Here is a 15681-nt window from a genome sequence, read left to right on the forward strand (position 1 = left end):
TCAGTCGGCGCTGTCGATGATCAGCTTGGTGACCGCGAAGTCCGCCAGGCCCCACTTGGCGACGATCTTCGCGTAGGTGCCGTCGGCGATCAGCTTGGTCATGGCGGCGGAGAGCTCGGCGGCGATGGCCTCGTCCTTGCGGTTGGTCGCCAGGCCGACGTACTGGAAGGCGAAGGTCTTGCCCACGGTCATGTAGGTGTTCGGCTCCTGGCCCATGATGTAGGGCATGGTTTCGCCGCCCTGCACGGCGGCGTCGAGCCGGCCCTGGCGCAATTGCGTGCGCGCGTCGGCCGAGCCGTCGGTGCCGGTCACCACGATGGCGGGCTTGCCGGCCTTCACGCACTGCTCGTCGCTCCACTTCGTGATCTCGGTGGGGAAGGACGTGCGGCGGCTGGCGCCCACCTTCTTGCCGCACAGCGCGGCCATGTTGGGAAAGTCGGCCGCGCGTTCCTTCATCACGTAGAACTGGGGGCCGGTCTTCAGGTAGTCGATGAACTTGACGGCTTCGCGGCGCGCCGGCAGGTCGGTCATGCCCGACAGGATGATGTCGACGCGGCCGGTGGCCAGCGAGCTGAGCATCTGGTCGAAGCTGGTCTCTTCCCACTTGATCGTGGTGCCGGCCTTGGCGGCCAGCGCTTCGCCGATGTCGATGTCGAAGCCGGTGAGCTTGCCGGTGGCCGGGTCCTTGAACTCCATCGGTGGGTAGTTGGACACCACGGCCGCCGTGATGGGCGCGCCCTTGGCGCGGCCGGTCTGGGCCTGCGCCACGGGCAGGACGGCGGCCAGGGCCACGGCGAGAAGGCCGAGGCGGATCGAAGCGGGGGTGCTGCTGCAAGTCATGGTGGGGCTCCGGTGGGTCAAAGAAAGTGAAGAGATGGCTCAGCCGCGAACGGCGGAGATGAATTCGCGGGTGCGCGGGTGCTGCGGGTCGGACAGGACTTGTTCGGGAACGCCGGTCTCGACGACCTGGCCCTTGTCCATGAACATCACGCGCGTCGCGACGTCGCGAGCGAAGCCCAGCTCGTGGGTCACGACCACCATGGTCATGCCGCTGGTGGCCAGGTCGCGCATCACCGACAGCACTTCGCCGACCAGCTCGGGGTCGAGTGCCGACGTGGGCTCGTCGAACAGCATCAGCTTGGGCCGCATGGCGAGCGCGCGGGCGATGGCCACGCGTTGCTGCTGGCCGCCGGACAGGTCGATGGGGAAGCCGTCGCTCTTGTGCGCCAGGCCGACGCGCTCGAGCAGCGTGCGCGCTTCGGCGACGACCTCGTCGCGCGGGCGGCGCTGCACGCGCAACGGGCCTTCGATGACGTTCTCCAGCACCGTCAGGTGCGGAAACAGGTTGAAGCGCTGGAACACCATGCCGGTCTTCAGCCGCTGGCGGGCGATCTCGTTCTCCGACAGCGCATGCAGCTTGTTGCCTGCGCGCCGGTAGCCGACCAGTTCGCCGTCGACCCACAGCGCGCCGCCGGTGACGGTCTCCAACTGGTTGATGCAGCGCAGGAAGGTGCTCTTGCCGGAGCCGGACGGGCCGATGACGCACAGTACCTCGCCGGCGGCGATGTCCAGCGTGATGCCTTGCAGCGCGACGAAGTCGCCGAAGTTCTTGCGCAGGTCGACCGCGCGGACGATGGGGGCCATGGGGTTCTCCATCGTGTTCACTGCCGGGCCGAGGCGCGACCGGCGCCCCGTGCAAAGCGCGCTTCGACGCGCGATTGCAGCAGCGACAGCACCGTCACCACCACGATGTACCAGATGCCGGCGACGATCAGCAGCTCGATCACGCGGGCGTTGGCGTAGTAGATGTTCTGCGCGCTGTGCAGCATCTCGGCGAACTGGATCACGCTGGCCAGCGAGGTCAGCTTGATCATGCCGACGAACTCGTTGCCGATCGGCGGGATGATCACGCGCATCGCCTGCGGCAGGATGATGCGGCGCAGCGCCAGCAGGCGCGGCATGCCGATGGACTTGGCCGCTTCGTACTGGCCCACGTCGACCGAGAGCAGGCCGGCGCGCACCACCTCGGAGGTGTAGGCGCCCTGGTTGATGCCCAGGCCCAGCAGTGCGGCGAGGAAGGGTGTCATCACGTTCACCGTCTTGATTTCCCACAGGCCGGGGATGCCGAGCGTCGGGAACACCAGCGCCAGGTTGAACCACAGCAGCAGCTGCAGGATGACCGGCGTGCCGCGGAACAGCCACACGTAGCCGCGCGCTACCCAGCTGAGCACCGGGTTGCTCGACACCCGCATCACTGCGGTGATCACGCCGAGCGCGATGCCCAGTGCCATCGCCAGGATGCTCATGACGATGGTGTTGACCAGCCCGGTGAGGATCGACTGCGCCGTGAGGAACCGGCCAACGTAGGACCATTCGATCTTGCCGCGCGCGAAGGCGTTGAGCACGAACAGGATCGCGACCACGATCAGCGCGGTGGCGATGTAGCGGCCCCAGTAGCGGCGCGGCACATGCTCCAGTTGCGAGATGTCGGTGAAGGCCGCGGCGCCCGCCGGCGACTTGTCGGCGCTCAGCATCGGGGCCCCCGGTAGTCGGCGGCCCAGGCGGCCTGCTTTGCGAGCACGGCCTTGAGCCGCGCGATCTGCTCGGCCACGCGCGCCGGTGCGGTGCCGCCCTGGCCGGTGCGCGCGCCGATGGCGGCTTCGAGCGTGAGGTGCTTCAGCACTTCGGGCGTGAGGCGCGCATCGACCTCGACGAGCATCGCCGGCGACAGCTCACCCAGTTCGATGCCCTGTGCCTCGCAGAACTTCACCAGCGCACCGGTGATCTCGTGGGCCTCGCTGAAGGGCACGCCCGACAGCGCCAGCCAGTCGGCCACTTCGGTGGCGAGCGTGAAGCCCAGCGGTGCGTGGCGGCGCAGCTGGTCGACGTCGACCCGCATCGTGCGGATCATCCCGGCCATCGCGGGCAGCACCAGCGACAGCGTGTCGATGCTGTCGAAGGCCGCGCTCTTGTCTTCGGCCAGGTCGCGGTTGTAGGCCAGCGGCAGCGACTTCAGCGCCGACAGCATGCCCACCAGGTTGCCGATCAGCCGGCCGGCCTTGCCGCGGCTCAGCTCGGCAATGTCGGGGTTCTTCTTCTGCGGCATGATCGAACTGCCGGTGCAGTAGCCGTCGTCGAGCACCACCCACTGGAACTGCCGCGATGACCACAGCACCACTTCTTCGGAGAGGCGCGAAAGCTCCACCGCCAGCATGCTGGTGATGAACAGGAACTCGCACACATGGTCGCGCGCCGCCACCGCATCGATCGAGTTCTCGCAGGGCGCGTCGTAGCCCAGCTCGGCGGCTGACAGTTCCGGTGAACGGCAGATGGCCGAGCCGGCCAGAGCGGCAGCACCCAGCGGTGAACGTGCGCTGCGCCGGTCCCAGTCGATGAGCCGGTCGACGTTGCGGCCGATGGCCTGGGCATGCGCCATCAGGTGGTGGGCGAACACGATGGGCTGCGCCGGCTGCAGGTGGGTGAAGCCGGTGGACAGCGTCGCGATGTGCTCTTCGGACTGCGCCACCAGCGCGCCCTGCAGCTCGCCGATGGCTGTCGCCAGCACGCGCGCCTTGTCGCGCAGGTACAGCTTCAGGTCGTTGGCCGCCTGGTCGTTGCGCGAACGGCCGGCGCGCAGCTTGCCGCCGATGGGGCCGAGCCGCTGCGTGAGCACGCGTTCGAGAAAGGTGTGCACGTCTTCGTCGGCTTCGATCGGGTGCAGGTCGCCGGCGAGATATTCGCGCTCGACCACGTCGACACAGGCCAGCAGCTGCGCGAGCTCTTGCGCGTCGAGCACGCCGGCGCGCTGCAGTTCGCGGGCATGGGCGCGGGAGCCGGCCAGGTCGTAGGGCGCGAGGCGGAAGAAGCTCGGTTCGGACCGGGACAGCGCCTTCAGCGCTGCGGAGGGTTCCGACTTGAAGCGCGCGCCCCAGAGGCGTTTGGTGGAGCTTGCATCGTGGTTGTCCATGCGGAGCCTTCGTAGAGATGGGCGGATCGTAGTGAGGAACCCGAGGGCTGGAAACCGAGAATTAAGCGAGGATGGGCGATCAAAAATCTCAGCATCGTTCACCCCGTCGCGGGCCCGAAACGGTCGCAAAAACCGGTTGTGGCCTGAACCTTGCATGCGTGACGGCCCCCTCGAAAAAGAAGACACCGATGCATGAATCCGGGAAGCGACAGAACGGAAGGAACCGGCTGCCGCCCTTGAACGCGCTGCGCGCCTTCGACGCCACCGCGCGGCACCTGACGGTGGTGAAGGCCGCCGACGAACTCCATGTCACGCCCAGTGCGGTCAGCCATCAGCTGCGCACGCTGGAGGAAGCGCTGGGCGTGCAGCTCTTCAGCCGCAACAAGACGCGGCTCAAGCTCACGCCGCACGGCGAGGCGCTGCTGCCATCGGTGCGCTCGGCCTTCCAGATGATCGCGTCGGCCGCCGCCAAGCTGGGCGACCCGGTGATGGGCGGCAACCTGGTGGTGTCGACGCCGGTGGGCTTGAGCTCGCGCGTGCTGACGCGCCACATCGGCGAGTTCCTGGCGGCCTACCCCGACGTGCAGCTGAAGATCATCGCGTCGAATGACGACAAGGAGGTCTATTCGCCCTCCGTCGACCTGTGCATCCGCTACGGCACCGGCATCTGGCCCGACCGCGAGGTGCGCCTGCTGACGCATGTGGAGCTGTTCCCCGTGTGCAGCCCGGCCATGATCAACGGCCAGTTGGGCGTGCGCTCGGTCGACGAGCTGCGCAGCCACCCGCTGCTGTGCGAAGACGGCGGCACCGAATGGACGCGCTGGCTGCTGAGCGCCGGTGTGCCGGTCGAAGGCTTCCGCATGACCGAGATGGGCAATGCGCACATCGCGATGGAAGCGGCGGTGCACGGGCAGGGCGCCGCGCTGGGCGACAGCCTGCTGGTGGGCGACGATCTGGCCGAAGGCCGGCTGGTGCGGCTCTTCGAGCGCAGCGTGCCGGCCAAGCACGCCTACTACATCGTGTGCCGCAAGGAGGTGTGCGACAGCCCGCTGGTCGCGGCCTTCACCGAGTGGATCGCGGGCAAGGTGCGCAGCGACGCTTGACGTGCTGTGTGGTGCGCTGCGGCCGACTTCAGGCCCGGTACGCCACGCCCGGCATCACGCACAGCATCTCGTAGGCCAGGTTGGCGCCGACCAGTGCGGTCGTGCCCTGCGGGTCGTAGGGCGGCGAGATCTCGACGATGTCGGCGCCGACCAGGTTCAGGCCGCGCAGGCCGCGGATGATCTCCAGACCCTGCTGCACCGTGAGCCCGCCGATCTCCGGCGTGCCGGTGCCCGGCGCGAACGACGGGTCGAGCCCGTCGATGTCGAAGCTCAGATACACCGGACCATCGCCCGACAGACCTGCCACGCGTTCGACCACTTCCTTCATGAGCGGCACCAGGCTCTTGTGCCAGCATTCCTCGGCCTGCACCACGCGGAAGCCTTGTTGGCGGCACCAGTCGAAGTCGTCGGCGTGGTAGCCGGTGCCGCGCAGGCCGATCTGCACCACCCGGTTGCAGTCGAGCAGGCCTTCTTCCACCGCCCGGCGGAAGGGCGTGCCGTGCGCGATCTTCTCGCCGCCCATCGTGTCGTTCACGTCGGCATGCGCGTCGACGTGCACCACGCCGATCGGGCCGTAGCGCTTGTGCATCGCCCGCAGGATCGGCCAGGCGATGGTGTGGTCGCCGCCGATGGTGATCGGCCGGCAGCCGTTCGCGATGATCGCGTCGTACGCGGTCTCGATGCGGTCGATGGAATCGAAGATGTTGTACGCGTTGGTCGCCACGTCGCCGATGTCGGCCACCTGCAGCGAATCGAAGGGCGCGGCACGCGTTGCCATGTTGTAGGGGCGCAGCAGCACCGACTCGCTGCGCACCTGGCGCGGCCCGAAGCGCGCGCCCGAACGGTTCGAGGTGCCGAGGTCGAAGGGCACGCCGACAAAGCAGGCGTCGAGCCCTTTGGACGTTTCCTGGAACGGCAGCCGCATCATCGTGGCGATGCCCGCGAAGCGCGGCACGACATCGCCGCCCAACGGTTGGTTGAGGGGCTTCTTGTCGGTGGTGGGGAGGGCGTTCGACATCACGGTCATTTCGGTGGATGAGGTCGATGTTAGGGAGAACGCCAGGGGGCGCGGATCAAAAAACTCAGCATGCGGGCTTAGATTTCGTCCCCGCATCGTGGGCGCATCGCCGCGGTGTGCGGACCCGCCTACGCTGGTGCGCCGCATCCGCCGGCTCGCGCGTGACGCGGTGCCGGCGCAAGGTCATGACCCACGCAATGCAAGGACACGCCATGACGCCGACTCCCGAAAAGACCACGCCTCCCCCGCCCACGACGAAGAAAGACATGGACGAGGCGCTCGCGGGCGACCGCGGGTCCGCCTCCGGCCGGAACATCGAGCAGAACCGTGCCATCGGCCAGGACGACCCGATGAAGGGGAGCCGCCTCGGCCGCGAGCGCGACAAGGCGGACGGCTACCCCGGTGCAGGCGACCCGGGCGATGCCGAAGGCACCGATGCGGCGCAGGCCACGGAAGGGACGCCGCAGAAGCCTGAGTCCGACGGGTGATGCACTGCTGCGGATGTGCAGCCCAACGGCCATGACGGAGGCCGCCGAAACTGACGTTAGTCGTGGTCGTCGGGATGAGGCGAGTTCTGCGCCTTTTCTGACTGCACCGTGCCTTCCTCGGCGTGCAGTGCCGCGACACGTTCCTGTGCTTCGTGCCGGGCCTGCTCGAGCAGCGCTTCTTCTTCGGGGGTGGGTGTTGACTGCGGTGTCTGCAAGTTGCTCATGGAATTCCTTTGTAAGGAACCACGGTGCCACATCTTGCGGAAGCCAGCGGTAGGAGGCGAGCTAAGCGTCGCTGAAGCCAGTCCGGTGCGCGATCGGAGTGTGCCAATTGTCGGTCTGGTCCCGCTTCAGGCTTCGCCCGGCGTCCAGTCGGGGCTGAAGCCGCCAAGTGCCGGGTGGTACATCTCATCGCCGTCGTGTTGGGTGAACTCGACGTTGAGACGGTCCTCGCGGAGCCCCAATATCTCGACGCAATGTGCGCACAGGGCCTGGGCCACCGCCATGCGGAGTTCGGCAGAGCGGCCCTTGCGGATGTCCAGCATCATCACTGAGACCGGCGTTGGCTCTTCACCTTCTGCAGCAATCCGCCATAGGCCCCCATCGCCGAGTTCGCGCACGGCAACACTGATTCGTCGGATGTCGACGGACATCATTCGTGCGTACGTTTCGCTCATCGAAGCTGCAAGCCGGCGCTTGTCTGCAGTCGAGTACTGCCCGTTCACGTCGAGCTGAAGGTATGGCATCGAAACCTTTCCGAGGTTACCGGCGTTTGCGTTCTGGCCGTCTGCCGAACTCGACGGACCCATTCAGTCCGGGCGGCCGGCGGTGAGTTGCCGGACGACCGCGTCGCGACCGAAGCGCTCGGCTTCCGCCGCTGCGACGTCAATCCAGTCCGGCAGATGCAGCAGCAGATAGACAGCCAAGCCCTCGAGCCGGGGCTCGTAGGTTTGCCGTAGCTGACGGATGGCCTGCAGTGCGGCCTCGTCGTCACGCCAGTCCGGCAGGATCCGGCGGATCGTGGGTGTGAGCAGTTGCAGGGCCTCGGCGTCCATCCGGCGGGCAGACACCTGCTGCACCGGCGTCACGCCCAGCGACTCGCTCGCTTCGTCGAGGATGCGCCTCAAGGCCAGGAAGGTGGCGGTAGCCTGATGACGCCGCGCGTCGTCCGCCCCTGCAATGAGCAGCGTGCACACGTCAAGCACCACGGCCAGGGAAGCCAGCCATGAGTGACCCTCGTGCTGCGACCGATAAAACGCCAACATCGGGTAAACGGCTTGGCTCTCGATCAAATCGCTCGCCCAGATTTCCCAATCCCTCAGCCAGCGTTCGAGCGCCTCGGAGGTGCCATGCGCATGCCAGCCAAGCAATGCGGCAGCGGTCGGTGGCGAGCCGGCCCGCGCTGCGAACTCGATCAGTTGAAGGTCCCGACGGGTGAAGTGCTGATAGAGCACTGGCAGGTAGCCGATGGTCAGCGCGATGAATCCGAAGCCGGTGCCGGCCTCGAGGATCACCAGCAGGCGCGCCAACGAATGGTCCGGCACGTTGTCGCCATACCCAAGGGTGAAGAATGCGTCGCCGCTGATGATGATCTGGCTGACCAGCGTATGGGCGCCGGCTTGCGGCACGAGACTCAGCAGTGCCCAATGCATCAGTCCGAAACCGACAATAAGGCTCGTGCCCCACAAGGCGAACAGCATGACCATCGACAGCGGCCCGTAGACCCCGATGAAGTCCTCGCGCCGACGGCCGATGGGCCAAAGGTCGGCGCACCAAGCCCACACGGCCCAGGTGCACTTGAAGAAATATCGGTTCAGCCGTATCCGCCGACGCACTGGGCGCGGCAGCAGGACCACCTCGAAGGCGTCCACCAGGGTCGCCAGCACCAGGGCGGCGCCGAGCAGCAGGGCGGTTAGAGGCATTGAGGACGATGCAGGGGGAAAGAGCCCCATCATGCCTCGCCCAGACTCAGGCCACTCTGTGTTCAAGGGTGACTTGCTGGTGCCCTCGACAGGAATCGAACCTGTATCTGAGTCTTAGGAGGACCCCGTTCTATCCATTGAACTACGAGGACGCTGGGCAGCGACGACTTTAGCAGCAGTTGTCAGTCGTACTTCAGGGTGTAGATCAGGTCCACGCCGCTCTGGATGCCGGCCTGGCCGCGCAAGGTCAGGCGTTGCGTCAGGTCGTAGAAGATGTAGAGCGTGCCCAGCATGCCGGTCAGGCTGCTTTCGTAGGTGACGTAGAAATCGCTCGCCAGGCGCTTGCCGACGGTGACGGCCGACTCGCGCAGTTCGCCGCCGGGGTTGGGGCCCTTGAAGCCGATCTCGTCCAGACCCAGCCGGCTGGCCAGGCTGCCGCCGGAGCCGCCCTTGCCGAGGCCGCCGAGCAGCGCGAGCGCGGCCTGCTGCATGAGGATCGACTCGCCGCCGCTGCTGGCCGAAGCGCGGCCGAGCACCACCCACGACAGGGTTTCGACGTCCGACAGCGTCGGCTCGGAATACAGCTTCACGCGCGGCGACTGCGCGGTGCCGGTCACCTGCACGCCGGCGCGCTGCGCGATGTTCGGCCGGATCGCCAGGATGTCGAGTGACGGGTTGTCGACCGGGCCGTTGAAGCGCGCCAGCCCGCTCTCGACGTCGAGCTGCTGGCCGTAGGCACGGTACTGGCCCCTGACGGTGCGCACTTCGCCGGTCACGCGCGGCGGTGCGTTCAGCGAGCTGCTGCGGATCTCCAGCTGGCCTTCGAGCCGGGTGGTAATGCCGCGGCCCTGCACCGCGAAGTCCTTGCCAAGGTCGAAGCTCACCACCACGTCCGGTGGCTTGGCGGTCTGCGGCTTGGCCGCCTCCGCGGTGGCACGGGCCGCGTTGCGCTGTGCTGTCTCGGCGGCCTCGCGGGCCTTGGCGGCCGAGCGCACGACCACGTCGGTGCCGAGGCTCGGCGCGGTTTCGTCGGGCAGGATGATGACGGCGCGCTCGGTCTCCAGCTTGCCGCGGACGGTGAACTGCCCGTCGTCGAGCCGCGCCTGCAGATCGCCCGACAGCGTGACCTGGCGGTCGGAGCGCACCAGCAGGCGCAGGCTGCGCAGCTGGCCCTGCATCGCCATGCGGATGCCCGACGCGCTGCTGCCGGCCGGCACCGCGGCCCAGCTCATCTGGCCGGTGGCCGACAAGGTGCCGCCGTCGCGCGCGGCCTCGCTGGCGCTGGTGCTGATGTTGCCGCTCTGGCCTGCGATGCGTGCGCTGCTGCCGCGGCCGCCCTTGAGCGTGAATTCGGTGATATCGACCCGCGTGCCCGACAGCGTGGCGCGCAGGCGGCCGTCGCGCAGGTCCAGCCCCTCGACCAGCGCGCGCAGGGCCAATTGATCGGCCGCCAGGGTGCCGTTCCAGCGCGGCTCGGTGCGGTTGCCCGACAGTGTCGCGTCGGCCTCGAGCGTCCCGGCGATGCGCCAGCCCGGCGGCGCCAGCATCGACCAGACGCCCAGGCTCGGCATGCTGGCCTTCACCTGACCGGCCAGGGGGGCGTCGGCCGGCCATTGCCAGCCACCGTCGCGCTGCAGCACGCGGGTGCGGAGGTCGGCGTTGATGCTGCCGGCACGCAGGCTGTCCCATACCAACTGCGCCTGCACCGCCTCGCCCCGGGCCTCGATGCGCAGTTCGGCCTGCCGCAGGCCGGCGGGCGTGCTGGGGCCTTCGACGCCGCCACTGCCGGTGACCAGCTTGACCTCGCTCTTGGCACCGGTGCCGCGGCTCTCGATGCGGGTGACCAGCGCGGCTTCGCCGGCCTGCACCCGGATGTCACCGCTGCGCCGGGCGATGCGCAGGTCGGCGCGCAGCGCGTCGCCGGCCTCGATGTCCCAGTCGCCGTCGAAAATCAGGTCACCGCTCAGGCCGACGCTGGCGAGCGCGCCGTTGGCGTCGAAGGCCTCGACCCACGCCATCGGCAGCCCCTGCATCTTGCCCTTCGATTGCACGCGGAAGGCGCGCTGCCCGGCGGCGCCGGTCTGGCGGAAGCGCACCGGCGCCCAGTCGATGCGGACGGTGCCGGGCACCGGGCCCTCCAGGGTCGCACCACCGGCGGAGGTGTCGACCTCGAGTCCGGTGGGCGTGGTGCGCACATGGGCGTCGAGCGGCGCGCCGAGCGCGACCGTCCAGGGGCCGGGGCGCGTGCTGTCCTGCGCCCGCAGGCGCAGGCTGGCCAGGGCCGCACGCCAACGGCCGGCGCCCTCGAGGGCGCCGCTGGCGCGGGTGTCGAGCGTCATCTTCCGCGTGCCGCTCTGCGCTTCGCCCTGCAGCGACAGGGTGGCTTGCGCCAGGCTGCCGGCCAGTTCGGCGTGCAGGGCACGCAACTGCACCGGCGGCGCGGCTGGGAGCGGCACGCCGCCCGGTGGCGTCGTCGGCGGTGGCAGGCGCAGGTCAAGCCGCGGCACGGTGAGCGTGGCCTGGACGGTGGGTTCGGCGGTGCCGCGCGGCGCTGGCGTGGTCGCGTTCTGCAGCCGGCGCTGCACGGCCTCCCAGCCACCTTCCCAGCGGGCGTCCAGCCGGGCGCTGCCGTCGGCGTTCGCGCCGGCGAAAACCTTGGCAAGCCCGGGCAGCGCCTCGACCCAGCGCTGCAGCAGGGCGGCGTTGTCGATGTGCGCGTTGATCTGACCGCGACCCTGTGCCGGCGCGATGCGCCCGCTGACCTGCGCATTGCCGCCGGGCAGCACCAGCTTCAGGTCGCCGCTGCCGGCGCGTTCGGCGACGCGGGCCTGCAGCGTGCCGTCGACGCTGGCCTGCGCGGCTTCGACGCGCAGCGTGCGCAAGTCGAGCACCTCGTCTTTCCACCGGCCCTGCGCCACCACGCGGTCGAGCCGGAGGCCTTGCAGCGCGGCGCTGCCCGCGCTGCCTTGCGCCTGGAGGGCGACGTCGAACGCCAGCGCATCGTCGCGCTGCGCGACGTTGGCCCGGCCGCTCACCGGCGCGCCGGCCAGCTGCGTGTGAAGGGCGCCCGGCTGCACGTTGCGCACCGTGGCGCGCACGGCCCAGGGCATCGGGGCGGGGCTCCAGTCGCCTTCGGCGTCGATGCGGCCGCCGCCGGTGCGCACGGTGGCGCCCGGCACGGCCCAGGTGCTGCCGTCGAAGGTGGCGCGGGCCTCGACGCGTTCGACCGGCAGCTTGCCCTGGTCCCACGGGCCAGGCAGGGCGTTGCGGATGTCGGCGCTGGCCTGCCATTGCACGTCGCTGCCAGCGGCACCGGGTCCGGCCTGCACCTGGCCGCTCAGCAGCGTGGTCGGTGCGGTCGGCCACAGGCGCGCCAGGTCGACGTTGCGCAGGTCGGCGTTGGCGTCGATCACCGGCTGTGACTGCCAGGGCGCGATGTTCGCGCGCAGTTGGGCCTGCATCGGCGCGGCGGCGTCCTGTTCGGCCGGCTTCAGGTCGGCGGCGACGGCCAGTCGTGCATCGGCGCCAGCCAGCGTGCCTTCGGCCGTCGCGTTGGCCAGCACGTCGATGCTGCGGCCTTCGGCCAGCGGCGCGCGCACCCGGCCGTCGACGGCCAGGTCGAGCGCCATCGGCCCGTCGGCTTGCAGGGCGGCGCGCGCGCTGTAGTGGCCGTCGGCCAGGTCGACGCCATCGACCGCCAGCGCGTGCCTGCGCTGGGTGTAGGTGTAGTGGCCGGCCAGGTTCTTCGCCTCGACGACCGGCGGCCCGGCCCAGCGGACGGTGGCGATGCGAAAGGGCAGGTCGACGTCCACGGGCAGCACCAGTGGCTCGAGCGGCTGCAGCGGCTCGCTGGTTTCGGGCACGGGGCCGCGCCGCTCGATGAGCACATCTTTGGCGACGACTTCACCCAGTTGCACCTTGCGCTGGAACAGCGGCTTCAGCGTCCAGCCGATCGTGGCGTCGTGCACCTCGACCGACAGCGTCGGGCTCTGCCACTGCAGGTAGCCGATGCGGCCGCCGGTGCGCAGCGAGCCGCTCACCTCGCGGCTCTGCAGCGTCTGGCCGGGCGGCATGTAGCGCGCGGCCTTGGCGAGTGCATAGGCCAGCGACTGGTCGGAGCCCAGCCACCACCAGGCGCCGGCGCTGATCGCGAGCACCAGGACGACCAGCGCCGCCAGGCTCCAGCCCAGGCCGCGCAGCAGGCGGCGCGCGCGCGAGCGGCGGCGGGTGGATGCGATGGGCGGTGCGGGCGTCTGCATGCGCGCTTCTAGAAGCTGAAGCCCAGGCGGAGATGGAGCCTGAACTGCTTCACGTCGACGCCGTAGGCGACGTCGGCCTGGACCGGACCGACCGGGCTGCGCCAGCGCACGCCGGCACCGACGCCGACCTTGGCTTTCAGCGCACCGAACTTGTCGGCCACCGAGCCGGCATCCACGAAGGTGGCGGTTTCGAATTCGCTCAGCTTGCCCTTCCAGACGACCGGTCGCTGCCACTCGACGCTGGCCACGCCGAGGTAGCGGCCGGCCACGATGGCACCGTCGGACCGCTCGGTGCCGATCTGCCGGTAGCTGTAGCCGCGCACCGTGGTGTCGCCGCCGGTCAGGAACAGCAGCGTCGTGGGGATCTGCGCGTTGTCCCGGGCCACCATGGCGCCGCCCTCGGCACGGAACTGCAGACGGCTGCTGCGCGCGACACCGCCGTCCTTGCCCTGCACGGTGCCGATGGGCAGGATGCCGAGCCAGCGTGCATAGCTGCGCACGAAGGGCGCGCGTTCGCCCAGCAGCGTCTGGCCGACGCCCAGTTCCAGCGCCAGGCCCTGGCCGCGCGTGGGCGCGGCGTTGTCGTCGAAGTAGCGGCCGGTCCAGCCCCAGTTGGCGCTGATCGCCGACGCCGAGGGCGGCGCGCCGGTGCCCTCGTTGGTCGCGTAGTCGTACTGCAGGAACAGGCTGCGCTCGATGCGGTCGCCGGTGCGGCCACGGCCCGCGCGCACGCGGCCGCTGTTGGTGTCGTAGGTGCCCGCGGTCTCGTGCTTGAGCAGGCCGGAGCCGAACCAGCGCCAGCCGGTGTTGTCGGGGATGCCGTTCCAGTCGGTGCCGAGCGATTGCGTCTTCTGGTCGATCGACAGCTTCGACACCGCGCGCCAACCGAGCAGCGGCATCTGGTTGTGCACGTGGTCCAGCGACACGCGCGGGCCGCTGTCGGTGGTGAAGCCGACACCGAGTACCACCTTCTGCAGCGGGGCCTCGCGCACCTGCGCGATCACCGGTGCGGCCTGCGGGTCGGTGCCCTCGGTGTCGAGCGTGAGGAAGACCGAGTCGTAGTACCCGCTGCTCGCCAGGCGCTGCTGCGCATCGAGCAGCTTCTGCTGGTCGTAGTCGGAGCCGGTGGGAATGCGGGCGATGCGGCGCGTGCCGTCGGCGCTGTAGCGTTCGACCCCCCGCACGTCGAGCCGGCCGAAGCGGTAGGCCGGGCCGGAGTCGTAAGCGACGCCCAGCTTGGCCTCGCCCTTGTCGGCATCGATCTCGGCGCGGCTGGTCGCGACGTTGCCGGTGGCATAGCGCTTGGCGGTCAGGCTGCGCAGGCCGACGGTCTTGGCGTTGTCCCACGCCGGTTGCGTGAAGAGCTGGCCGGTGCGCAGCGTCCAGGCGGAGCGGATCGCCTCGCGCTGGGCGGCGGCGGCCGGGTCGTCGGCGATGGCACCGCGAAAGCCGATGTCCACCGGGCCGACGCGGGTGGGTTCGCCGGGGTCGACCGTGACCGTCACCTCGCGCGGTGCCTTGCCGGCCGGCGTTTCCTTCAGCTCGAGAGTGAGCGTGGGCGTGAAGTAACCGAGCGTGGCGAGCAGTTCGCGCGCGTTCGCCTCGGCCGCCACCATGAGCCGCGACAACTCGGTGGCGCCGAGGTCGGGGATCTTGCTGTAGCGCTGGATTTCCAGGTGCAGGGCGAGGTAATCGCGAACCGCGTCGGGGCCGCGCACCGCGAGCGTGAAGGCGTCACGGCCATCGCCGGGTGCATCGTCCGAGGCACCGCCGGCCACCGCAGTCCGGCCGGCTTCGGCGTCAACGTCTTTTTTCGGCAGCAGGCTGCATCCCTGCAGCAGAAGGACGATTGCAAAAAGCAACGCCGGCCATGACGCCGGCGTTCGGAAGGGAGCCACCCTGAGCATCGCTGCATTCTGACAGCAGTTGCTGCACGCACCCGCCTGGGGCGCGTCGGACGCAGGCGCGTCCTGCTTTCAGCGGCCGGTGATCTTCTTGGCGACACGCCAGAGAATCGGCGGCACCCACTGGCGAAGCGCGGCCTTGGCGGCGTCGACGCGGCGCGGCGCGATGAAGATGGAAATCGAGCGGTTCAGGTCTTCCTCCGGCACCGGGGTGCCGGTGTAGAAGTAGGCCGCCACCGAGCGGCGCGGCCGGCCGTCGACCGCGTTGAGCGGCGTCGGATGGCCGTGGAAGCTGTTCGGGCCGTGCGGCATCAGCAGCGTGCGGCCGAACTCGGGCTGCACGGTGGTGACGCACTGGCCTTCCTTCGCGTTCCACAGCTCGAGCGCCGAACCCCATTCGGGCTGCCAGTCGCGGTTCAGGTAGGTGATGAACACCATCTCGTTTTTCAGGCCGGTGTGCGGATGGCGGTCGAAGTCGCGGTGCACCGCGAAGCTGCCGCCGGTGCGGCTTTCATGCAGCCCGCCGCCGTGGCGCAGCGGATCGGGGATGAGGTAGGAGGTGCCGCTCACGTCCGACAGCCAGGCGGTGAACCAGCCGGAGTTCACCAGGTCGAAATACAGCTGCGACGCCGGGCCGAGCGCGGCGCCGAGCACCGAGCGCCGGGTGCGCTCGTAGTTGCTCTGCACGTCGTACCAGCCGGTCGCGCGGTGGGTGTCGAATTCCTCGAGGATCAGCTTGAGCAGGTCCGGGTTGAAGAGGCCATCGACCACCAGATGCGGGAAGGGCGCGGCGCCCGCCAGTTGCGCGCGCAGCCGCTGCCGGGCCTCCTGGGTGAAAAACGCCGCATCGACCAACTCGTCCAGCACGAGGGTGGTGCCGCGGATGGTGATGCAGTCCGCCCGCATGGCTCGGACGAGACCCAGGGTCGCGGTGTCATTCATGGCAAAGGGCTGGGCGGACATGGGCAATCTCACAGTGGCCCGGAAGCGAAAGCGCTTTTTTCATGAGGCCGATTGCCC

13 protein-coding genes and 1 tRNA gene are annotated in these 15681 nt (G+C 69.4%); 2 read left to right on the forward strand and 12 right to left on the reverse strand.

What is annotated here, in order from left to right; all coding sequences use genetic code 11:
- The 4 genes from ACSFBE_RS06870 to argH are packed head-to-tail and all read right to left on the reverse strand — an operon-like array spanning nt 1 to nt 3967.
- The gene (locus tag ACSFBE_RS06870) at nt 1-840 is read right to left on the reverse strand and encodes an ABC transporter substrate-binding protein (protein ID WP_435489639.1); all 840 of its coding nucleotides are present in this window, start codon (nt 838-840) and stop codon (nt 1-3) included.
- Nucleotides 841-879: 39 nt separating this feature from the next.
- The gene (locus ACSFBE_RS06875) at nt 880-1644 is read right to left on the reverse strand and encodes an amino acid ABC transporter ATP-binding protein (RefSeq protein WP_435489640.1); all 765 of its coding nucleotides are present in this window, start codon (nt 1642-1644) and stop codon (nt 880-882) included.
- Between the two features lie 17 nt (nt 1645-1661).
- Nucleotides 1662-2534 (reverse strand): amino acid ABC transporter permease, encoded by an 873-nt coding sequence (locus tag ACSFBE_RS06880; RefSeq protein WP_435489641.1) that lies wholly within the window; start codon nt 2532-2534, stop codon nt 1662-1664.
- Nucleotides 2528-3967 (reverse strand): argininosuccinate lyase, encoded by a 1440-nt coding sequence (gene argH / locus ACSFBE_RS06885; protein ID WP_435489642.1) that lies wholly within the window; start codon nt 3965-3967, stop codon nt 2528-2530. The genes ACSFBE_RS06880 and argH overlap by 7 nt, the downstream gene beginning before the upstream one ends.
- A gap of 188 nt (nt 3968-4155) precedes the next feature.
- Here argH and gcvA point away from each other — a divergent pair, with 188 nt between their 5' ends.
- On the forward strand, nt 4156-5070 hold the full coding sequence (gene gcvA / locus ACSFBE_RS06890) for a transcriptional regulator GcvA (protein ID WP_435489643.1): 915 nt from the start codon (nt 4156-4158) through the stop codon (nt 5068-5070).
- A 28-nt stretch (nt 5071-5098) separates the two neighbouring features.
- On the opposite strand, the gene speB is transcribed toward gcvA, so the two are convergent.
- Nucleotides 5099-6088 carry an agmatinase gene (gene speB, locus ACSFBE_RS06895; RefSeq protein ID WP_435489644.1) on the reverse strand — a complete coding sequence of 330 codons (990 nt, stop codon included), beginning with the start codon at nt 6086-6088 and terminating at the stop codon, nt 5099-5101.
- 212 nt (nt 6089-6300) lie between these two features.
- Between speB and ACSFBE_RS06900 the strand changes: the two genes are divergently transcribed.
- Nucleotides 6301-6576: a hypothetical protein gene (locus tag ACSFBE_RS06900; protein WP_435489645.1), complete on the forward strand. Its 276-nt coding sequence runs from the start codon at nt 6301-6303 to the stop codon at nt 6574-6576.
- 56 nt (nt 6577-6632) lie between these two features.
- On the opposite strand, the gene ACSFBE_RS06905 is transcribed toward ACSFBE_RS06900, so the two are convergent.
- From ACSFBE_RS06905 to ACSFBE_RS06935, 7 genes are all read right to left on the reverse strand, one after another.
- Entirely contained in the window at nt 6633-6800 is a 168-nt protein-coding gene (locus tag ACSFBE_RS06905; RefSeq protein ID WP_435489646.1) for a hypothetical protein, read from the reverse strand.
- 126 nt (nt 6801-6926) lie between these two features.
- Nucleotides 6927-7322, reverse strand: a complete 396-nt coding sequence (locus tag ACSFBE_RS06910; RefSeq protein WP_435489647.1) for a tautomerase family protein — start codon at nt 7320-7322, stop codon at nt 6927-6929.
- Between the two features lie 63 nt (nt 7323-7385).
- Nucleotides 7386-8498: an ion channel gene (locus ACSFBE_RS06915; RefSeq protein WP_435489648.1), complete on the reverse strand. Its 1113-nt coding sequence runs from the start codon at nt 8496-8498 to the stop codon at nt 7386-7388.
- 77 nt (nt 8499-8575) lie between these two features.
- Nucleotides 8576-8650: transfer RNA gene (locus ACSFBE_RS06920), tRNA-Arg, on the reverse strand.
- Nucleotides 8651-8680: 30 nt separating this feature from the next.
- A complete protein-coding gene (locus ACSFBE_RS06925) occupies nt 8681-12757 on the reverse strand; it encodes a translocation/assembly module TamB domain-containing protein (RefSeq protein ID WP_435489649.1) in 4077 nt (1358 codons plus the stop codon).
- Nucleotides 12758-12765: 8 nt separating this feature from the next.
- Nucleotides 12766-14664 (reverse strand): autotransporter assembly complex protein TamA, encoded by a 1899-nt coding sequence (locus tag ACSFBE_RS06930; protein ID WP_435489650.1) that lies wholly within the window; start codon nt 14662-14664, stop codon nt 12766-12768.
- A 69-nt stretch (nt 14665-14733) separates the two neighbouring features.
- The gene (locus ACSFBE_RS06935; RefSeq protein ID WP_435489651.1) at nt 14734-15603 is read right to left on the reverse strand and encodes a 2OG-Fe(II) oxygenase; all 870 of its coding nucleotides are present in this window, start codon (nt 15601-15603) and stop codon (nt 14734-14736) included.
- Nucleotides 15604-15681 lie beyond the last annotated feature (78 nt).

Source organism: Variovorax sucrosi, assembly GCF_051216635.1.
GTDB lineage: Bacteria > Pseudomonadota > Gammaproteobacteria > Burkholderiales > Burkholderiaceae_C > Variovorax.